This is a genomic window from Acidovorax sp. LjRoot74 (assembly GCF_964254355.1).
GTDB lineage: Bacteria > Pseudomonadota > Gammaproteobacteria > Burkholderiales > Burkholderiaceae_C > Acidovorax.
Window position 1 is genome coordinate 2,965,181 of the sequence record NZ_CAXUTI020000001.1, and the last position, 18,645, is coordinate 2,983,825.

The window sequence follows — 18,645 nt, forward strand, 5'->3', positions numbered from 1 at the left end:
AATTATCTCCCCATGTCCCTGATCCCCTACGCCCTCACCCGCCCCTTTCTCTTCGGCATGGACGCCGAAGCCGCCCACGAACTCACCATGGACATGCTGGCACGCGGGCAACGCACGCCGCTGCAGTGGGCCTGGTGCAACGAAACCGTCCATGATCCCGTCACGCTGGCGGGTCTTACCTTTCCGAACCGGGTGGGCATGGCAGCGGGCCTGGACAAGAATGCACGCTGCATCGACGCACTGGGCGCCATGGGCTTTGGCTTTGTGGAGGTGGGCACCGTCACACCCAAGGCGCAGCCTGGCAACCCCAAGCCGCGCATGTTCCGTCTGCCCGAGGCCCGCGCCCTCATCAACCGCCTGGGCTTCAACAACGAAGGCCTGGAAGCCTTCTTGCGCAACGTGCAGCAAGCGCAGTTCCGCAAACAAAACCGCCAGCACCCCATGCTGTTGGGCCTGAACATCGGCAAGAACGCCAGCACCCCCATCGAGAATGCCACCAGCGACTACCTCACCTGTCTGGAAGGCGTGTACCCGCATGCGGACTATGTGACGGTCAACATCAGCTCGCCCAACACGCAGAACCTGCGCGCGCTGCAAAGCGATGAAGCGCTGGACGCCCTGCTCTCCGCCATTGCCGAGCGCCGCGAGACACTGGCCACCCGACACGCCAAGCGCGTGCCTGTGTTCGTGAAGATTGCACCTGATCTGGATGAGGCGCAGGTGGCTGTGATTGCTGCCACGCTGCAACGCCACGGCATGGACGGGGTGATCGCCACCAACACCACCATCAGCCGTGCGGCCGTGCAAGGCATGCGCCACGCTGAGGAAACAGGCGGGCTCAGCGGCGCGCCCGTGCGGGAGGCCAGCAACCAGGTCATCCGGCAACTGCGTGCCGCTCTGGGCAGCCGCTTTCCGATCATTGGCGTGGGCGGTGTAATGAGCGCCGAAGACGCGGTGAGCAAGGTCCGCGCTGGCGCGAATGTGGTGCAGATTTACACGGGCCTGATCTACGAAGGGCCTGCCCTGGTCGTCAAGGCGGCCAAGGCCATCAAGGCCATGGCCTGACCCTGGGAGCGCCCGGGAGCCTGAGGTCAGTCCTCGGATTCAACCCTCCGCGCCCCAAAAAATAGCCACTGTGCAGTGGCTCTTCTCTTTGCTGATGAACGAAGCCTAACCCCACCAGGTGCTCATCGTCGCAGGCGCAGCACCATGGGCAGCAGAACACCTGCCCAGCGGATCAAACGCCGTGGCCCGGCTATCACGGCCACACCTGCCATGGCCGCCACGGCCAGCGGATGTTCGCGGGCAAAACCCGCAGCACGCACTGCCAGCGAGTCCTCCGCGCCCCCGGCGGCGGCATGCTGGCTCTGCGCCAATGCCTGGGCATGGGCACGCGCGGCACGGCGCGCGCGCAGCCGCTCGCGCTGCAAGGCGATGCGGTCAAGGATGCGCTGCTGCTGGGCGGTGGGCGGGGGCAGCACGGATCGGCTTTGTCCCGGTACTGCAGGCCGGGAAGCGTTAGAAGGTGTACTCACAGCCGCTCCTTGATGTCGCGCCAGTCCTGGGCCAACTCGTTGCGCGTCAGTGCAAAACCGTTGCCCGCGCGCTGCGCCACGGACACCAGTGCCACCAGCGCTGCCACCCACCCCAGCGTCCAGACGCCAGCCACCAACCAGGCGACCAGAGTGCGCTGCGGCGTGTCCCAGAAGTGCACCAGCACCGCGAGCGACAGCATGATCAATGCCACCACCGTGAGCCCGGTGACCACAATGGTCAGCACCAACAACTGCTGAATCCGCTGTTTCAGGTCGGCCCACTCCAGGCGCGCCAGGTCCACGCGGTCTTCCACCGCAATGGCCCCCTCAATCACGTTGGCGCGCCAGCGCGCCGCCAGGCCTTCCAGGCCCAGGAGCGACAGCCAGTTCATGCGGGGCGTCCCTCAGGGCCTGCCATGGTCAGCATGCGCATGGCCGGGCGCTCAGCGGCGCGCAAGCAGAAAACCCACCAAGGCGCCCACCGCCAATGCAGCACCCGCCACACGCCAGGGTTCGTCGTGGGCATAGCGGTCGGCGGCCAGGGCGGCTTCCTTGGCTTGGCGGGCTGCGTCTTGCGCGGCACGCACAGCGGACTCGCGCACGTTGTGCATGCCATCGTCCAGGCGCTGGCGCAGCAGTTTGATCTCTGGCACTGCATCCAGATCCTTGTTGGCCAGCAAGCCGCGCAGGTCGGAAACCAGTTTTTCCAGTTCGCCTTGGGTGGTGGTAGTGTCGGAAGCATTCATAAAAGCAGCCTTTCTTTCAATCAACAAGCGGTTTGGAAAACCCCAGTACGGGGACCTCGGTTCATCTTAGCCACCCGCCCAGAGACCCCTCGTAGGACGGGGGCGCAAGAGGTTACGGATTGCAACAGCCTTGCCCCAGATCAAACCTCAAACCAGCGCAGCCACCTGCTCTGCAATCGCCAGGGAACTGGTCAGGCCGGGCGATTCGATGCCAAACAGATTCACCAGCCCGGGCACCCCATGGACCGCAGGCCCCTGGATCACAAAATCGGCCGCAGGCTGGCTTGCATCGTGGATCTTTGGGCGGATGCCTGCGTACCCCGGAGCCAGGGCTCCATCGCGCAGGCCGGGCCAGTACTTGCGCACCTCGGCATAGAAGGCATCGCCCCGCGTTGGGTCCACCAGCAGGTCGTCGGCCGATGTGACCCACTGCACATCCGGCCCGAACTTGGCCTGACCACCCAGGTCGAGCGTGAGATGTACCCCCAGCCCTGCAGCCTCAGGCACCGGGTAGATCAGGCGGCTGAAGGGGGCCTTGCCGGTCAGCGTGAAATAGCTGCCCTTGGCAAAGTGCGCCGTGGGCACATGGGTGGGGTCCAGCCCTGAAAAGTAGGCCGCCAAGGCCGGTGCGTGCAAACCGGCCGCATTCACAACGCTGCGGGCCTGCAGGCGCGTGCCGTCGGCCGCTTCCAAATAGATAGCATCTTCCGCGCACTGGGCGCGCGCAAGAGGCGAATTGAATGCCACAAGTCCGCCCGCGTTCTCCAGGTCGCCCTGCAGGGCCAGCATCAGTGCATGGCTGTCCACAATGCCCGTACTGGGCGAAAGCAGCGCGCCCACACATTCCAGCGCAGGCTCCAGTGCCAGGGCTTCGTCGCGGCTGAGCCACTGCAGGTCGAGCACTCCGTTGGCCTGCGCACGCGCCTGGATCGACTCCACGCTGGCCAGCTGCGCGGCCGACGTGGCCACCAGCAGCTTGCCGCAGCGCCGGTGTGGCACCCCGCGCTCCGCGCAGTAGGCGTACAGCAGTTCCTTGCCCCGCACGCACAAACGCGCTTTGAGCGAGCTAGTGGGGTAGTACAGCCCGGCATGGATCACCTCGCTGTTGCGCGAGCTGATGCCCGTGCCAATGGCATCGGCCGCCTCCAGCACCAGCACCTCGCGCCCCTGCAAGGCCAGGGCACGGGCCACGGCCAAGCCCACCACACCCGCGCCCACCACCACACAATCCACCGTATCGGTCATTCGTCCGCTCCTTCCGCTGCAAACCAGCCTTTCTCCCCCAGACTGGTGTTATGCCTGCTCAAACCCATCCAGTACGTTGACGGCATTGGTCCCCAGTTCGGCAGCGGCATACCCACCCTCCAGCACAAACACGGTGGGCAGGTCCAGACGGGCCAGACGCTCGCCCAGCCGGGTGAAGTCAGAAGACGCAAGCGCAAAGCGGGAGATCGGATCGCCCTCGAAAGCATCAAGGCCCAGCGAGATCACCAGCGCATCGGCCTGATAGCCAGCGATGCGCGTGCAGGCCTGCTCCAAAGCAGCGAACCAGGTGGCTGCGCTGGTGCCCGCAGGCAGCGGCAGGTTCAGGTTGTAGCCGGTCCCCTTCCCTTCGCCCACTTCGTCCGCATGGCCGAGGTAGAACGGGTACTCCGTGCGGGGATCGCCATGCAGGCTGACGAAGAACACGTCATCACGGTCGTAAAAAATGCTTTGGGTGCCATTGCCATGATGGTAGTCCACATCCAGCAAAGCCACGCGCCGGGCGCCCTGGTTGCGTAGCGCCTGCGCAGCCACGGCGGCGTTGTTCAAGAAGCAGTAGCCGCCCATGAAATCGGGCCCGGCATGGTGGCCTGGTGGGCGCGTGCAGCAAAAGGCGGCGCGGGCTCCTTGCCCCACGCGTGCAGCGGCGCTCGCTGCGGCATCGGCTCCGGCCTTGGCTGCCGCCCAGGTGCCTGCGGCCATGGGCGTGCCGTTGTCCATGGAGTACAGACCCAGGCGGGCCACGAAGTTGTCGGGCTCGACATCACTGCGCAGTGTGCGCACCGGCCAGACCGAGGGAAACGGCTGGACCGCCGCGTTGGCGACGGGGTCGAGCGCGAGCCATTGCTGCCAGGCGGTCTGCAAAAAGGCGAGGTAACGCGGTGCATGCACCTGCGCCAGCACAGGGCTGCTGTCCACATCCGGAGCCGACATCCCGTGACCACGTGCATGCAGAGCCTCCTCCACATAGTCCACCCGCGCAGGTTTCTCGAAACAGGGCACCCGCTCGCCACGGAAAAATTCGTGGACAGGGGCGTGCCCTTGGTGCAGGGGATTGTGAAAAGTGATCATCGTCTGGGCGCCAGCAAGCAGTGAAAGGAAAGGTGCAGCGGGCCACGCGCCGCCGCAGGAAACCAAGCCCGACACTGTAGCGGCTTGGCAAGGTGCCGAAGCCTTGTCTCACCCCTGCGTGCGTCGATGTCCGCACCCACAAACGACACCCGCAAGAAAAAACCCCTGCAGACCAGAAATCTGCAGGGGTTTGTATTGGTGGGTGATACATGGATCGAACATGTGACCCCTGCCGTGTGAAGGCAGTGCTCTACCGCTGAGCTAATCACCCGTCGCCCACACCTTGAAGCAAGGTTGTTGCGCGAAAGTCTGTCGAAAGCGTGGTGGGTGATACATGGATCGAACATGTGACCCCTGCCGTGTGAAGGCAGTGCTCTACCGCTGAGCTAATCACCCGTGTCGCTGTGACAAGCCTTAGATTATGGCACAGCTTTTCAGGCCGACTGAGAAGTTCGCCAAATTGTTTTGCCTCCGCTGGCCTTGTCGATCTGGGTCAGCACCTCGGCATGCGCGGCCTGCTCCTGCTCGCTGGCGCGCAGCACCGGCAACGCCAGGCCACGCAAATCGATGGCAGCCACCTTCACGCCGCCAGCCCCCTCCTGGGCATCATCGGCCATGAGCAGCGCATCCTGCCCGCGCGTGAGGTTGATGTACACATCGGCCAGCAACTCGGCATCCAGCAAGGCGCCATGCAGCGTACGGCCCGAGTTGTCCACGCCCAGGCGGTCGCACAGGGCATCGAGCGAATTGCGCTTGCCCGGGTACATCTCCTTGGCCATGGCCAAGGTGTCGGTCACGCTTTCCACATAGGTGCGGAACGCGGGGCGCCCCACCAGTTCCAGCTCCTTATTCAGAAAACCCACGTCGAACGCCGCGTTGTGGATGATGATTTCGGCGCCTTGCAGGTACTGCAGGATGTCGTCCACCACCTCGGCAAACTTGGGCTTGTCCTTCAAGAACTCGTTGCTGATGCCGTGCACCTTCAGCGCGTCTTCGTGGCTATCGCGGCCCGGATTGAAGTACAGGTGGAGATTGTTGCCCGTGAGCTTGCGATTGAGCAGCTCCACACAACCCAGTTCAATGATGCGGTCGCCGCCCTCGGCCGAGAGGCCGGTGGTTTCGGTGTCGAGAACGATCTGCCGTGTCATTTCAGTGGTTTTCCTTGGCGTGGTTGATCGTGTACTTCGGAATTTCCACAGTCACATCGGTCTGCGCCAGGATGGCCTGGCACGACAGGCGCGACTGCGGCTCCAGGCCCCATGCGCGGTCGAGCAGGTCTTCTTCCTCTTCTTCGGCCTCGTTGAGCGAGTTCAACCCTTGGCGCACGATGACGTGGCAGGTGGTACAGGCGCAGCTCATGTCGCAGGCGTGCTCAATGTTGATGTGGTTGTCCAGCAGCGCCTCGCAGATCGACGTGCCTGCGGGGGCCGTGATTTCGGTGCCTGCGGGGCAGTACTCGGGGTGGGGAAGGATCTTGATGACGGGCATGGGATGGTCTTGTTTTTGTTCGACAGATGCGGTCGGCTATATCAAAGGGCCTGCACGTTCTTGCCAGCAAGTGCCTGCTGGATGCCACGGTTCATGCGCTGGGCCGCAAAGGCTTCGGTGCCCTTCGCCAGTGCATCGGTGGCCGCTTCGATGACGGCGGCGTCGTCAACGTCGCGCTGGTGGCGCAGAGCCACCATCAGGGCGTCAATCGCGGCGCGCTCCTGCGGGCTCAGCACGTCGCCATCGGCATCCAGCGCGCTCTGGGTGGCAAGCAGCATGCGGTCAGCGTCCACGCGGGCCTCGACCACGGCACGGGCCTTCATGTCCTGCGCCGCCGTGGCAAAGCCGTCCTGCAGCATGCGCGCGATCTGCTCGTCCGAGAGACCATACGACGGCTTCACATCGATGCGCGCCTCCACGCCACTGCCCTGCTCCTTCGCGCTCACGCTCAGCAGGCCATCGGCATCGACGGTAAAGGTCACGCGGATGCGCGCAGCACCTGCGGCCATGGGCGGAATGCCGCGCAGCTCGAAACGCGCAAGGCTGCGGCAGTCCTGCACCAGGTCACGCTCGCCCTGCACCACGTGGACCGCCAACGCGGTCTGCCCGTCCTTGTAGGTGGTGAAATCCTGCGCCTTGGCCGTGGGAATGGTCTCATTGCGCGCCACGATGCGCTCAACCAGCCCCCCCATGGTTTCGATGCCCAGCGACAGCGGGATCACATCCAGCAGCAGCAGGTCCCCTGCCGTGTTGTTGCCCGCGAGCTGGTTGGCCTGGATGGCGGCCCCCAGGGCCACCACTTCGTCAGGGTTCAGGTTGGTCAACGGCTCTTTGCCAAAGAACTCAGCTACCGCGCGCTGCACCTGGGGCATGCGGGTGGAGCCGCCCACCATCACCACACCCTGCACCTCGTCGCGCGCCAGGTGGGCATCGCGCAACGCGCGGCGCACGGCGGCCATCGAGCGGGCGGTCAACTCGGCGGTCGCGGCTTCAAAGTCTGATTTCTTGACATCAAAACGGGCCTCGCCGCGCGATAGTATTGCCTTAAATGCTACTGAATCAGTAGCAGTCAATGTTTCCTTGCAGGCGCGTGCAGCCATGCGCACGGCCGATTTGTCGGCGGCAGTGATGGCTTCCAACCCCAGTTGCTGCAGCACCCAGTCGGCCAGTGCGGCGTCGTAGTCGTCCCCACCCAGGGCCGAGTCACCACCGGTGGCGATGACTTCGAACACGCCTTGCGTCAAGCGCAGGATGGAGATGTCAAAGGTGCCGCCCCCCAGGTCGTACACGGCGTAGACACCTTCACTGGCGTTGTCCAGGCCATAGGCAATCGCCGCCGCCGTGGGTTCGTTGATCAGGCGCAGCAGGTGGATGCCCGCGAGCTTGGCCGCATCCTTGGTGGCTTGGCGCTGTGCGTCGTCGAAGTAGGCGGGCACGGTGATGACCGCGCCATACAGATCGTCATTGAAAGTGTCTTCGGCCCGGTAGCGCAGCGTGGCCAGAATCTCGGCGCTGACCTCTACCGGCGACTTGTTGCCGTCCACCGTGGCCAGACTGACCATGCCCCCTGCACCTGCATCGCTGGCGTGAACAAAGTCGTAGGGCAGCTTGCCTGCCTCTGCCACGTCCTTCAGGCCCCGCCCCATGAAACGCTTGACCGAGGCGATGGTGTTGCGCGCGTCCTGGGCCTGCGCGGCCACGGCGTCATAGCCAATCTGGCGCCCGCCGTTTTCCAGATAGCGCACCACCGAAGGCAGCAGCACCCGGCCCTGGGCATCGGGCAGGCATTCAGACACGCCATTGCGCACAGCGGCAACCAGAGAGTGGGTGGTGCCCAGGTCGATGCCTACGGCGATGCGCCGCTGGTGCGGGTCGGGGGACTGGCCGGGTTCGGAAATCTGCAGAAGCGCCATGAAATTTCGGGTCTCAACGTGGTGGAGCCTGCCGTCACGCAAACGGAGGCTCAGGGGAAAGCAAAACCGCTCTATTGTCCCAGTTGCTCTCGGCGACGTTCAATGTCGTCGGCAAATCGCGCAATGAACATGAGGGCTCTGACCTGGCGGGCTGCGCCTGCGTAGTCCTGTTGCTGGTCGATGAGCTGCCCGCAATGCGCCAGCGCGGCACGGCGCGCCTGCTCCACCTCATCGTCCAGTGCGTCCAGCGCACTGTCTGCGCGGGCGTCTTCCAGCGCCTCGCGCCACTCCATCTGCTGCATGAGGAAGGCTGCGGGCATGGCCGTGTTGTCTTCGGCGTTGATGGGTGCGCCGTGCAACTCGCACAGGTAGGCGGCGCGGCGCATCGGGTCCTTCAGGCGCTGGTAGGCCTCGTTGATGCGCACCGACCATTGCATGGCCACGCGCTGCGCGGCCGGGCCTTGCGCCGCAAACTTGTCGGGATGTGCTTCGCGCTGCAGTTCCTTCCAGCGCGCATCGATGGCGCTGCGCTCCTGGGCAAAGCAGCGCTCAAGGCCAAACAGTTCGAAGTCGTCAGATTGCAGATTCATGCGCGGGGGACGAGAGGGAAAACCAAGAAAAAACCGCCAGCACAGAGCGCGTTGGCGGTTTGGCGTGACATCAACCCAAGACGTTCAGACGCGGAAGCTCTCCCCACAACCGCAGCGGTCCCGCTCGTTGGGGTTGTTGAACTTGAAGCCTTCATTGAGGCCCTCGCGCACGAAGTCAAGCTCGGTGCCGTCGATGTAGGCCAGGCTCTTGGGGTCGATCAGCACCTTGACACCGTGGTTTTCAAACACGATGTCCTCGGGCTCGCTGTCGTCCACATATTCCAGCTTGTAGGCAAGCCCCGAGCAGCCGGTCGTCTTGACCCCCAGGCGCACACCCAGGCCCTTGCCTCGGCGGGTAAGGTAGCGGTTGACGTGCCGGGCAGCGGCTTCTGTCAGCGTGATGGCCATATTGCTCTCGGTGAATGCGCTCAGGCAGCGGCTGTTGTGGTGGCTGCGTGTTTGGTCTTGTAGTCCAGTACTGCGGCCTTGATGGCGTCTTCGGCCAGGATGGAGCAGTGCACCTTCACGGGCGGCAAGGCCAGTTCTTCGGCGATTTCGCTGTTCTTGAGGGCTGCCGCTTCGTCCAGCGTCTTGCCTTTGACCCATTCGGTCACCAGCGACGACGAGGCAATGGCCGAGCCGCAACCATAGGTCTTGAAACGTGCGTCTTCGATCACACCAGTGGCGGGATTCACCTTGATCTGCAGCTTCATCACGTCGCCGCAGGCGGGCGCGCCCACCATGCCGGTGCCCACCGAATCATCACCCTTGTCGAACGAACCCACGTTGCGGGGGTTCTCGTAATGGTCAACCACTTTGTCGGAGTAAGCCATGATGTGTACCTCTTCAATTCTTCAAAAATCTTCAGGGATTCAGTGCGCAGCCCATTGGATGGTGCTGATATCGATGCCATCCTTGTACATCTCCCACAGCGGGCTCAACTCGCGCAGGCGGGCGACGTTCTCGCGGATGGTGGAAATCGCGTAATCGATCTCTTCTTCGGTCGTGAAACGGCCGATGGTCATGCGCAGGCTGCTATGGGCCAATTCGTCGCTACGGCCCAGCGCGCGCAGCACATAGCTGGGCTCCAGACTAGCCGATGTGCAGGCAGAACCGGACGACACGGCCAGACCCTTGATGCCCATGATGAGCGACTCGCCTTCGACGTAGTTGAAGCTCATGTTCAGGTTCTGCGGCACACGGCGCTCCATGCTGCCGTTGATGAACACTTGCTCGATGTCCTTGAGGCCGTCAAGCAGGCGCTGCTGCAGCGCGTGGGCCTTGGCATTGCTCTCGGCCATTTCTTCCTTGGCGATGCGAAAAGCTTCGCCCATACCCACGATCTGATGGGTGGGCAAGGTGCCCGAGCGCATACCACGCTCGTGGCCGCCACCGTGCATCTGGGCTTCCAGACGCACGCGGGGCTTGCGGCGCACATACAGGGCACCCACGCCCTTGGGGCCATAGGTCTTGTGGGCTGTCATGCTCATCAGATCGACGGGCAAGGTGGCCATGTCGATGGCAACGCGGCCGGTGGCCTGCGCCGCATCCACGTGCAGCAGGATGCCCTTTTCACGGCACAGCGCGCCGATGGCCGGGATGTCCTGGATCACGCCGATTTCGTTGTTCACGAACAGGATGCTGATCAGAATGGTGTCAGGGCGGATGGCCGCCTTGAGCGCGTCCATGTTGACCAGGCCGTCTTCCTGCACGTCCAGATAGGTGGCTTCAAAGCCCTGGCGCTCCAGCTCGCGCATGGTGTCCAGCACGGCCTTGTGTTCGGTCTTGAGCGTGATGAGGTGCTTGCCCTTGCCCTTGTAGAACTGGGCTGCGCCCTTCAGGGCCAGGTTGATGGACTCGGTGGCGCCGCTGGTCCAGACGATTTCGCGGGGGTCGGCACCAATCAGATCAGCCACTTGCACACGCGCCTTTTCGACGGCCTCCTCGGCTTCCCAGCCCCAGGCGTGGCTGCGCGACGCCGCGTTGCCAAAATGCTCGCGCAGCCAAGGGATCATGGCGTCCACCACACGGGGGTCCACCGGGGTCGTGGCGCCATAGTCGAGATAGATGGGGAAGTGCGGGGTCATGTCCATGGCTGGCTCAGTAAAGGTGTCTGGCTGGCAGATTTGCAGGAAAAAGTCGATGTTCGGGAAAACGCGTTCAGGGCGGTGCCGACCCCAGGGGCCGGCGCGAGCACCGCAGGTGTCAGGATTTCGCGAAAACGTTGCCCAGCGCGAACACCGAGTTGGGCGCATTCACCCGGATGGGCTTGACCACCGGCGTCGTGGAGATGGCACGGCGCACCACGGGCTTGTCTTCGATCTGCACACCCTTGGCGAGTTGTTCGTCCACGAGTTTTTGCAGGGTCACGGAGTCGAGGAACTCCACCATACGCTGGTTGAGCGATGCCCACAGCTCGTGCGTCATGCAGCGTCCGGCTTCGCCCAGGCAGTTTTCCTTACCACCGCACTGCGTGGCGTCAATGGGCTCGTCCACCGAGACAATGATGTCGGCCACCGTGATGTCGCCCGCCTTGCGGGCCAGGGTGTAACCGCCACCGGGGCCACGGGTGGACTCCACCAGTTCATGGCGGCGCAGCTTGCCAAAAAGCTGTTCGAGGTAGGACAGCGAAATCTGCTGGCGCTGGCTGATCGCAGCCAAGGTGACGGGGCCGTTGTTCTGACGCAGTGCCAAGTCAATCATGGCAGTGACCGCAAAACGGCCTTTGGTGGTGAGACGCATTGCAAGCTCCTTGTGCTGAGGCTCGTTCGTTAAAGAAACTGCCTGCGCTGGCTAGTGGTCAGCACGGGCACCGTCTCCGCCCCTTACTCCGCCCAGCAAGCCGCGCGGAGCCCTTCATCGTTGGGCTTTGTTCTTGAGTGTTTTATGCAAGTATAACACAAATCCCTATTGAATTTGTCGGGATAAAAAACCAACAAGTCGCAATTCATCCGAGATTGTATTTTCAGGGCTTCCAGCCTCCGATCACAAGGCAACCGAATCGCCTCCGTGCGCACCAAACGCCTGCTCCTTGAGCCGCGACAGCTGGTCCCGCACGCGGGCCGCCTGCTCGAACTCCAGGTTGCGCGCATGCTCCAGCATGAGCTTCTCCAGCCGCTTGATCTCGCGCGCCACGTCCTTCTCGGACATGTCCTCCACCTTGGCGCGCTGCAGGGCTTCCTGCTCCAGCCGCTCGGCATCCTTGCCCGCTTTTTCGCTATAAACCCCGTCAATCAGGTCTCTTACCCGCTTGACAATGCTGCGCGGTGTGATGCCGTGCGCTTCGTTGTGTGCGATCTGCTTGATGCGGCGGCGTTCCGTCTCGCCCATGGCTTTTTTCATGGACTCGGTGATGCGGTCCGCATACAGGATGGCCTTGCCATTGAGATTGCGGGCCGCGCGGCCAATGGTCTGGATCAGGCTGCGCTCTGCACGCAGGAAGCCCTCCTTGTCGGCGTCCAGGATCGCCACCAACGACACCTCGGGGATGTCCAGCCCTTCGCGCAGCAGGTTGATGCCCACCAGCACGTCAAACGCCCCCAGCCGCAGGTCGCGGATGATCTCTACGCGCTCCACCGTGTCCACGTCGCTGTGCAGATAGCGCACCTTCACGCCGTTGTCGGTGAGGTAGTCGGTGAGCTGCTCGGCCATGCGCTTGGTCAGCGTGGTGATGAGCACGCGCTCCTCCTTTTCCACGCGGATACGGATCTCCTGCAGCACATCGTCCACCTGGTGGGTGGCGGGGCGCACCTCCACAATCGGGTCCACCAGGCCGGTGGGGCGCACCACTTGGTCCACGATCTGGCCGGAATGCTGCTTTTCGTAGTCGGCGGGCGTGGCAGTCACAAAAATCACCTGACGCATGCGCTGCTCGAACTCTTCGAACTTGAGCGGGCGGTTGTCCAGCGCCGAAGGCAGCCGAAAGCCATACTCCACCAGCGTGGTCTTGCGCGCGCGGTCGCCGTTGTACATGGCGCTGAGCTGGCCGATCATCTGGTGGCTCTCGTCCAGGAACATGAGTGCATCGCGGGGCATGTAGTCCGTCAACGTGCTGGGCGGGTCCCCCGGCGCTGCGCCTGACAGGTGCCGCGTGTAGTTCTCGATGCCCTTGCAGTGCCCTACTTCGCTGAGCATTTCCAGATCGAACCGCGTGCGCTGCTCCAGCCGCTGGGCCTCCACCAGCTTGCCGTCAGCCACCAGTTGCTGCAGCCGCTCGGCCAGTTCGATCTTGATGGTCTCCACCGCCGCCAGCACCTTGTCGCGTGGCGTCACGTAGTGGCTGCTGGGGTACACGGTAAAGCGCGGGATCTTCTGCTTGATGCGCCCGGTGAGCGGGTCGAACAGCTGCAGGCTTTCCACCTCGTCATCAAACAGCTCGATGCGGATCGCCAGCTCGGAATGCTCCGCCGGGAACACATCGATGGTGTCGCCCCGCACGCGGAACTTGCCCCGGCTGAAGTCCGCCTCGTTGCGCTGGTACTGCATGCGGATCAGCTGGGCGATCACATCGCGCTGCCCCGCCTTGTCGCCAACGCGCAGCGTCATCACCATGCGGTGGTAGCTCTCGGGCTCGCCAATGCCGTAGATGGCCGACACGGTGGCCACGATCACCACGTCGCGCCGCTCCATCAGGCTCTTGGTGCACGACAGCCGCATCTGCTCGATATGCTCGTTGATCGCGCTGTCCTTTTCAATGAACAGGTCGCGCTGCGGCACATAGGCCTCGGGCTGGTAGTAGTCGTAGTAGCTGACGAAATACTCCACGGCGTTCTTGGGAAAGAACTCGCGGAACTCGCTATACAGCTGCGCGGCCAGCGTCTTGTTGGGCGCAAAGATGATGGCCGGGCGGCCCATGCGCGCGATCACGTTGGCCATGGTGAAGGTCTTGCCCGAGCCCGTCACGCCCAGCAGGGTCTGGAAGGTTTCTCCGTCATGCAGACCCTCCACCAGCTTGGCAATGGCTTCGGGCTGGTCACCTGCGGGGGGATAGGGCTGGAACAGTTCGAAGGGGGAATCAGGGAAGCGGACGAACTCGCCGTCTTGCTTTTCAGTTATGACTTCGGTGATATCTGGCATGGGGCGTGGTCAACGGGTGGAGCAGGCCGCCCGTTAAAATCGGCGGAACCCGGCACAGTACACCACGCCCGGATTCTTCGCTACTGACAACCTTTCAAGGATTTTCATGTCTCTGTTCACCGCCGTCGAAATGGCCCCCCGCGACCCCATCCTGGGCCTCAACGAGCAATTCAACGCCGACACCAACCCCAACAAGGTCAACCTGGGCGTCGGCGTTTATTTCGACGACAACGGCAAGCTGCCCCTGCTGCAGTGCGTGCAGGCCGCTGAAAAGACCATGATGGAAAAGCCCACGGCCCGGGGCTACCTGCCCATCGACGGCATCGTGGCCTATGACAACGCCGTCAAGAGCCTGGTGTTCGGCGCCGACAGCGAACCCGTGAAGTCCGGCCGCGTGGCCACCGTGCAGGCCATCGGCGGTACCGGCGGCCTGAAGATCGGAGCCGACTTCTTGAAGAAGGTCAGCCCTAACGCCAAGGTGCTGATCTCCGACCCCAGCTGGGAAAACCACCGCGCGCTGTTCACCAACGCTGGTTTTGAAGTCGATACCTACGCGTACTACGACGCCGAAAAGCGCGGCGTGAACTTCGAAGGTTTCCTGGCCAGCCTGAACGCGGCCGCTCCCGGCACCATCGTCGTGCTGCACGCCTGCTGCCATAACCCGACCGGCTATGACATCACCCCCGAACAGTGGGACCAGGTCATCGCTGCTGTCAAGGCCAAGGGCCTGACGCCGTTCCTGGACATGGCCTACCAAGGCTTCGGCCACGGCATCGCCGAAGACGGCGCCGTCATTCAGAAGTTCGTGGCCGCTGGCCTGAACTTCTTTGTGTCCACCTCGTTCTCCAAGAGCTTCAGCCTGTACGGCGAGCGCGTGGGCGGCCTGTCGGTGCTGTGCACGGACAAGGAAGAAGCCAGCCGCGTGCTGTCCCAGCTCAAGATCGTGATCCGCACCAACTACTCCAACCCGCCCACACACGGCGGTGCGGTGGTGGCTGCCGTGCTGAACAACCCCGAGCTGCGTGCGATGTGGGAAAAGGAACTGGCCGAAATGCGCGTGCGCATCAAGGCCATGCGCCAGAAGCTGGTCGACGGCCTGAAGGCCGCCGGTGTGAAACAAGACATGAGCTTCATCACCACGCAGATCGGCATGTTCAGCTACTCCGGCCTGTCCAAGGACCAGATGGTGCGCCTGCGCAATGAGTTCGGCGTGTACGGCACCGACACCGGCCGCATGTGCGTCGCCGCCCTGAACAGCAAGAACATCGACTACGTCTGCCAGGCGATCGCCAAGGTTGTCTGAGCACGATGAGCAGGCGGCGCTCGCGCGCCGCTTTGTGAGCGAAGCGCTCCAGAACCCGCACAACGCGGCCTTTCTGGAGCGTTTGCCGTTTCTGGGCCTGCCCGACGCCTGGCTGGTGGCAGGCTGCCTGTTCCAGACAGTGTGGAACCTACGCTCCGGCCTGGCACCCACGGCACACATCAAGGACTACGACCTGTTTTACTTTGATGCATCGGATCTGTCCGAAGCAGCAGAACAGGCCGTTCAGGACAGAGTCACCGCCCTCTTCTCAGACCTACCGATCACCGTCGAAGCCAAGAACCAGGCCCGGGTGCACCTCTGGTACGAGCGCTGGTTTGGTTACCCGTATGCGCCACTGCAGTCGGCCCAGAACGGGATCGAGCGTTTTCTGGTGCCCTGCACCTGTGTGGGTCTGCAGCCTGGTGGCGAGCCTGGCGCGTGCCAGCCCACGCTGTACGCGCCCTATGGGCTGGAAGAACTGTACGCAGGCTTGCTCAAACCCAACCCAGCCTGCCCGCATCTGCCGCTGTTTCAGGCCAAGGCAGAAAGCTACCGCGAGCGCTGGCCGTGGCTCACGATCCAGCAGAGCCAGCCCCACATGGACAGGCAGGTTCAAAAATCTTAGCAAAATTGGCCTCTACCGCCCAATAGATGAGCCTTACAAGCTATCAAATAAGGAGCAAACAGTGACCAACTGGGGCACCGCTCGCGCCGTCACCCCCACAGCACCGACCGCATCGAGATCGACGCAGACTGGTAGCCGGTGTTGAAGAAGCGCGGCATTTCGCTGGCCTCCACCGCACCTGCGGCGTACAGCAGCGGCAGGTAGTGCTCGTGGGTGGGGTGTGCCTGCTGGGCCACGGCGCCCAGCTTCAGGAAGTCCTGCAAGGCGCCCAGTTGGCCCTTTTTGATCTGCTCCTGCACCACGGTGTCGAACTCCGTGGCCCAGTCGTAGGCTTCGTTGGCGGCCGCGCCACGGCGGGATGCGCGCAGGTTGTGCACGATGTTGCCGCTGCCCACGATCAGCACGCCGCGCTCGCGCAGGGCCTTGAGCTGCTGGCCTAGCGCATAGTGCTCGGCCGGGGCACGGCTGTAGTCCATGCTGAGCTGCATCACGGGGATGCGCGCCTGGGGGAACATGGGCTTGAGCACCGACCAGGTGCCATGATCCAGGCCCCATTGGCCCTCGTCCACACCCAGCGCAGCGCCCGTGGCCGGGGATTTCAGCTCCTTGGCCAGGCTGCGTGCCACCGCCGGGGCACCCGGCACAGGGTACTGCTGGTCAAACAGCGCCTGGGGGAAGCCGCCAAAGTCGTGGATGGTTTTGGGGTTGGCCATGCCCGTCAGCTGCCAGCCACCGCGCGTGAGCCAGTGGGCCGACACGCACAGGATGAGCTGTGGCTGCACCGCGCGCGCCATAAGCTCTGCGCCCATGGCCTGCCAGCTGCGGCGCCAGGCGTTGTCCTCGATGGCGTTCATGGGGCTGCCATGGCCCACAAACATCACCGGCATGCGGGGCGAAGGCTTGAGCGCCTGCAGCGCGGGCGCCGTGGCAGCACTGCTCAGGGACGTGGTCATGAAGGCTCCCGGAAAGACGGCCAGGCCCGTGAGGGTGGCCAAAGAGGTTCTGCGTTGCATGGGTCAGGGAGCGTAACAAATTATGTATAACGCAGGGAGTGAGCCGGGGCGTACCGCGAAGTTCCGGCACCGCCCCCTGCATTCAAGAACCACAACACCGAGACACCCTCCCACCCATGCCCACCGCCCTGCCCCAGCCCCTGCGCAACACCCGTGTCCTGAGCCTCGCCCTCAACCTGCCCGGCCCCGCCGCCCTGATGCGCTGTGCACGCATGGGCGCCGAATGCACCAAGCTCGAACCGCCCCCGCCCCCCGGCTACCCCAGCGCCGACCCCATGGGCGTCTACAGCCCGGCGGCCTACGCCACGCTGCACCAGGGCGTGCGGGTGGTGCATGCCCACCTCAAGACCCCCGAGGGTCAGGCCACGCTGCACGCAGAGCTGGCCCGCACCGATGTGCTGATCACCTCCTTCCGCCCCTCGGCGCTCACCAAGCTGGGCCTCGGCTGGGACGTTCTCCAGGCCAAATACCCTCGTTTATCACTGGTTCGCATCGTGGGCGCAGCCGCCGAGCGGGCCGAAGAGCCCGGCCACGACCTCACCTACCTGGCCGATGCGGGCCTGGTGACCGGCACCGAGATGCCGCCCACGCTCTATGCCGACATGGGCGGCGCCCTGATGGCGAGCGAAGCCGTGCTGCAGGCCCTGCTGGAGCGCGCCCACACCGGCAGCGGCATGTGCATCGAAGTGGCCCTGGCCGACGCCGCCGCCTGGCTGGCCCAGCCGCGCGACTGGGGCCTGACCACGCCCGATGGCGACGTGGGCGGCCACCACGCGGGCTACCGCATCTACCCCTGCGCCGACGGGCGTGTGGCCGTAGCGGCGCTGGAACCGCACTTTGCTGCCAGCCTGTGCGCAGCCGCCGGCCTGCCTGCCACGGGCGACCCGCAGGTGCTGCGCGCCCCCGCCACCCACGCAGCAGTGGCGGCCTTCTTGCGCACGCAGACCCGTGCCCAGCTGGATGCGCTGGCGGTGGCGCAGGACATCCCCTTGCACACCCTGGCCTGAGTCTCCTTGTACCGATGCAGAAACAAGGCACCGTCATCCGCTGGGACACCACGCGCGCGTTCGGCTTTATCCGCAGCCCCGACACCTCTGCCGATGTGTTCTTTCATGTGCGGGACTACCAGGGCAGCGCAGCGCCCCGCGAGGGGCTGGCCGTGGTCTACGAAGAAATCCACGTGGGCGGCAAAGGACCCCGGGCAATGGCGGTGCAGCCTGCGGCCCAGGCCGGGGGCGTAACCCGCCCAGCCGCCAGCGCGTCTACAACAGCGCCTCCGCGCAAGGCACCGCACGCGCGCCCCCCAGCCCCGCCACCCGCCCCGCGCCGCGAGCGCCCGGCAAAAAAGCACCTGGAGGCCCATGCCCCTGCCCTGCCCACCCTGGTCCTGATGCTGGGCTGGGCCGCGCTGCTGGCCTGGGGCGTCTGGGCGGGCAGGCTCCCGCTGTGGTCACTGGGCGCTGCTGCGGCCATCAACCTCCTGACCTTTGTCACCTATGCCATGGACAAAAGCGCAGCACAAAGAGGCCGGTGGCGCACACCAGAAAAACACCTGCACCTGCTCAGCCTGGCAGGCGGCTGGCCGGGCGCGTGGTGCGCGCAGCAGTGGCTGCGGCACAAGTCGAGCAAGCAGGAGTTCCGCGCCGTGTACTGAGCCACGGTGGTGCTGCATTGCGCAGCGCTGGCGGCCTGGGTCGGCGGATAGCTGCGGTAGCAGCCCCCGAAACGCTTTTATTTTGATAGCTAAAAGTGCATGATGGACGAGCGGCAGTGGCCATTTTTGCTTGTACTTTGAGCACCCGGTGCACCACCAAGGCCACAGCGCAGGGGCAGGCCCTGCGGGGCCATCTTCGGCACCACATCTGTAGCACCCCAAGGGCCCGGCAACTGCAGCTGCGCAGGCTGTGCGCCCTGTCTGAACAAACGGCGCTGGCACGCTAGCCCCACACGCTGGCAGCAGCAGATGGCTCTGCAAGCACTGCGGCCCCTCAGCTTGCCAAACTTTGCATGCGTCTGCCAAAT

At 64.2% G+C, this 18,645-nt stretch carries 20 protein-coding genes and 2 tRNA genes; 5 read left to right on the forward strand and 17 right to left on the reverse strand.

Features of this window, described 5'->3' with window-relative positions:
* The first annotated feature begins 12 nt into the window (after positions 1–12).
* Positions 13–1,065: a quinone-dependent dihydroorotate dehydrogenase gene (locus tag ACSQ3O_RS13885; protein ID WP_298450586.1), complete on the forward strand. Its 1,053-nt coding sequence runs from the start codon at positions 13–15 to the stop codon at positions 1,063–1,065.
* Positions 1,066–1,187: 122 nt separating this feature from the next.
* Here ACSQ3O_RS13885 and ACSQ3O_RS13890 read toward each other — a convergent pair whose 3' ends face one another.
* The 16 genes from ACSQ3O_RS13890 to uvrB form a co-directional block, all read right to left on the reverse strand.
* A complete protein-coding gene (locus ACSQ3O_RS13890; RefSeq protein ID WP_436139315.1) occupies positions 1,188–1,481 on the reverse strand; it encodes a hypothetical protein in 294 nt (97 codons plus the stop codon).
* Between the two features lie 50 nt (positions 1,482–1,531).
* Positions 1,532–1,927, reverse strand: coding sequence for a phage holin family protein (locus ACSQ3O_RS13895; protein WP_137745553.1), 396 nt, complete (start codon positions 1,925–1,927; stop codon positions 1,532–1,534).
* Between the two features lie 51 nt (positions 1,928–1,978).
* On the reverse strand, positions 1,979–2,281 hold the full coding sequence (locus ACSQ3O_RS13900) for a DUF883 domain-containing protein (protein WP_137745554.1): 303 nt from the start codon (positions 2,279–2,281) through the stop codon (positions 1,979–1,981).
* A gap of 147 nt (positions 2,282–2,428) precedes the next feature.
* Positions 2,429–3,526, reverse strand: coding sequence for an NAD(P)/FAD-dependent oxidoreductase (locus ACSQ3O_RS13905; protein WP_436139316.1), 1,098 nt, complete (start codon positions 3,524–3,526; stop codon positions 2,429–2,431).
* Positions 3,527–3,574: 48 nt separating this feature from the next.
* Positions 3,575–4,615, reverse strand: a complete 1,041-nt coding sequence (locus ACSQ3O_RS13910; protein WP_436139317.1) for a histone deacetylase family protein — start codon at positions 4,613–4,615, stop codon at positions 3,575–3,577.
* 196 nt (positions 4,616–4,811) lie between these two features.
* Positions 4,812–4,886 (reverse strand) — tRNA-Val (locus tag ACSQ3O_RS13915).
* A gap of 50 nt (positions 4,887–4,936) precedes the next feature.
* Positions 4,937–5,011 (reverse strand) — tRNA-Val (locus ACSQ3O_RS13920).
* A 38-nt stretch (positions 5,012–5,049) separates the two neighbouring features.
* Entirely contained in the window at positions 5,050–5,763 is a 714-nt protein-coding gene (gene dnaQ / locus ACSQ3O_RS13925) for a DNA polymerase III subunit epsilon (RefSeq protein ID WP_436139318.1), read from the reverse strand.
* A 1-nt stretch (position 5,764) separates the two neighbouring features.
* Positions 5,765–6,103 (reverse strand): ISC system 2Fe-2S type ferredoxin, encoded by a 339-nt coding sequence (gene fdx, locus ACSQ3O_RS13930; protein WP_010458418.1) that lies wholly within the window; start codon positions 6,101–6,103, stop codon positions 5,765–5,767.
* A gap of 41 nt (positions 6,104–6,144) precedes the next feature.
* The gene (gene hscA / locus ACSQ3O_RS13935) at positions 6,145–8,016 is read right to left on the reverse strand and encodes a Fe-S protein assembly chaperone HscA (protein ID WP_436139319.1); all 1,872 of its coding nucleotides are present in this window, start codon (positions 8,014–8,016) and stop codon (positions 6,145–6,147) included.
* 71 nt (positions 8,017–8,087) lie between these two features.
* A complete protein-coding gene (gene hscB, locus ACSQ3O_RS13940; RefSeq protein WP_436139320.1) occupies positions 8,088–8,606 on the reverse strand; it encodes a Fe-S protein assembly co-chaperone HscB in 519 nt (172 codons plus the stop codon).
* A gap of 84 nt (positions 8,607–8,690) precedes the next feature.
* Positions 8,691–9,014, reverse strand: a complete 324-nt coding sequence (iscA, locus tag ACSQ3O_RS13945; protein ID WP_137745560.1) for an iron-sulfur cluster assembly protein IscA — start codon at positions 9,012–9,014, stop codon at positions 8,691–8,693.
* A gap of 20 nt (positions 9,015–9,034) precedes the next feature.
* Entirely contained in the window at positions 9,035–9,439 is a 405-nt protein-coding gene (iscU, locus tag ACSQ3O_RS13950; protein WP_137745561.1) for a Fe-S cluster assembly scaffold IscU, read from the reverse strand.
* A gap of 39 nt (positions 9,440–9,478) precedes the next feature.
* A complete protein-coding gene (locus ACSQ3O_RS13955) occupies positions 9,479–10,699 on the reverse strand; it encodes an IscS subfamily cysteine desulfurase (RefSeq protein ID WP_137745562.1) in 1,221 nt (406 codons plus the stop codon).
* A gap of 112 nt (positions 10,700–10,811) precedes the next feature.
* Positions 10,812–11,348, reverse strand: a complete 537-nt coding sequence (gene iscR, locus ACSQ3O_RS13960) for a Fe-S cluster assembly transcriptional regulator IscR (RefSeq protein ID WP_015013980.1) — start codon at positions 11,346–11,348, stop codon at positions 10,812–10,814.
* A 243-nt stretch (positions 11,349–11,591) separates the two neighbouring features.
* Complete coding sequence (gene uvrB, locus ACSQ3O_RS13965) at positions 11,592–13,682, reverse strand: excinuclease ABC subunit UvrB (protein WP_436139321.1); 2,091 nt, start codon at positions 13,680–13,682, stop codon at positions 11,592–11,594.
* A gap of 106 nt (positions 13,683–13,788) precedes the next feature.
* Here uvrB and ACSQ3O_RS13970 point away from each other — a divergent pair, with 106 nt between their 5' ends.
* Complete coding sequence (locus ACSQ3O_RS13970; RefSeq protein ID WP_015013978.1) at positions 13,789–14,985, forward strand: amino acid aminotransferase; 1,197 nt, start codon at positions 13,789–13,791, stop codon at positions 14,983–14,985.
* Positions 14,978–15,610, forward strand: coding sequence for a nucleotidyltransferase family protein (locus ACSQ3O_RS13975; protein WP_436139322.1), 633 nt, complete (start codon positions 14,978–14,980; stop codon positions 15,608–15,610). Before ACSQ3O_RS13970 ends, ACSQ3O_RS13975 begins: the two co-directional genes overlap by 8 nt.
* An 89-nt stretch (positions 15,611–15,699) precedes the next feature.
* On the opposite strand, the gene ygiD is transcribed toward ACSQ3O_RS13975, so the two are convergent.
* The gene (gene ygiD / locus ACSQ3O_RS13980) at positions 15,700–16,605 is read right to left on the reverse strand and encodes a 4,5-DOPA dioxygenase extradiol (protein ID WP_436141127.1); all 906 of its coding nucleotides are present in this window, start codon (positions 16,603–16,605) and stop codon (positions 15,700–15,702) included.
* A 134-nt stretch (positions 16,606–16,739) separates the two neighbouring features.
* Here ygiD and ACSQ3O_RS13985 point away from each other — a divergent pair, with 134 nt between their 5' ends.
* Together ACSQ3O_RS13985 and ACSQ3O_RS13990 are read left to right on the forward strand one after the other, a co-directional pair.
* The gene (locus ACSQ3O_RS13985; RefSeq protein WP_436139323.1) at positions 16,740–17,630 is read left to right on the forward strand and encodes a CoA transferase; all 891 of its coding nucleotides are present in this window, start codon (positions 16,740–16,742) and stop codon (positions 17,628–17,630) included.
* A gap of 14 nt (positions 17,631–17,644) precedes the next feature.
* Complete coding sequence (locus ACSQ3O_RS13990; RefSeq protein WP_436139324.1) at positions 17,645–18,277, forward strand: DUF1294 domain-containing protein; 633 nt, start codon at positions 17,645–17,647, stop codon at positions 18,275–18,277.
* The last annotated feature ends 368 nt before the right edge of the window (positions 18,278–18,645 follow it).

Bases quoted from the DNA above. Each gene is read 5' to 3' on its own strand.
- ACSQ3O_RS13955 (WP_137745562.1), bottom strand. From the start codon at position 10,699: ATGGACATGACCCCGCACTTCCCCATCTATCTCGACTATGGCGCCACG.
- ACSQ3O_RS13985 (WP_436139323.1), top strand. From the start codon at position 16,740: ATGCCCACCGCCCTGCCCCAGCCCCTGCGCAACACCCGTGTCCTGAGC.
- iscR (WP_015013980.1), bottom strand. From the start codon at position 11,348: ATGCGTCTCACCACCAAAGGCCGTTTTGCGGTCACTGCCATGATTGAC.
- iscU (WP_137745561.1), bottom strand. From the start codon at position 9,439: ATGGCTTACTCCGACAAAGTGGTTGACCATTACGAGAACCCCCGCAAC.
- hscA (WP_436139319.1), bottom strand. From the start codon at position 8,016: ATGGCGCTTCTGCAGATTTCCGAACCCGGCCAGTCCCCCGACCCGCAC.
- iscA (WP_137745560.1), bottom strand. From the start codon at position 9,014: ATGGCCATCACGCTGACAGAAGCCGCTGCCCGGCACGTCAACCGCTAC.
- dnaQ (WP_436139318.1), bottom strand. From the start codon at position 5,763: ATGACACGGCAGATCGTTCTCGACACCGAAACCACCGGCCTCTCGGCC.
- fdx (WP_010458418.1), bottom strand. From the start codon at position 6,103: ATGCCCGTCATCAAGATCCTTCCCCACCCCGAGTACTGCCCCGCAGGC.
- ACSQ3O_RS13895 (WP_137745553.1), bottom strand. From the start codon at position 1,927: ATGAACTGGCTGTCGCTCCTGGGCCTGGAAGGCCTGGCGGCGCGCTGG.
- ACSQ3O_RS13900 (WP_137745554.1), bottom strand. From the start codon at position 2,281: ATGAATGCTTCCGACACTACCACCACCCAAGGCGAACTGGAAAAACTG.
- ACSQ3O_RS13905 (WP_436139316.1), bottom strand. From the start codon at position 3,526: ATGACCGATACGGTGGATTGTGTGGTGGTGGGCGCGGGTGTGGTGGGC.
- ACSQ3O_RS13970 (WP_015013978.1), top strand. From the start codon at position 13,789: ATGTCTCTGTTCACCGCCGTCGAAATGGCCCCCCGCGACCCCATCCTG.
- ACSQ3O_RS13910 (WP_436139317.1), bottom strand. From the start codon at position 4,615: ATGATCACTTTTCACAATCCCCTGCACCAAGGGCACGCCCCTGTCCAC.
- uvrB (WP_436139321.1), bottom strand. From the start codon at position 13,682: ATGCCAGATATCACCGAAGTCATAACTGAAAAGCAAGACGGCGAGTTC.
- ACSQ3O_RS13990 (WP_436139324.1), top strand. From the start codon at position 17,645: ATGCAGAAACAAGGCACCGTCATCCGCTGGGACACCACGCGCGCGTTC.
- ACSQ3O_RS13885 (WP_298450586.1), top strand. From the start codon at position 13: ATGTCCCTGATCCCCTACGCCCTCACCCGCCCCTTTCTCTTCGGCATG.
- hscB (WP_436139320.1), bottom strand. From the start codon at position 8,606: ATGAATCTGCAATCTGACGACTTCGAACTGTTTGGCCTTGAGCGCTGC.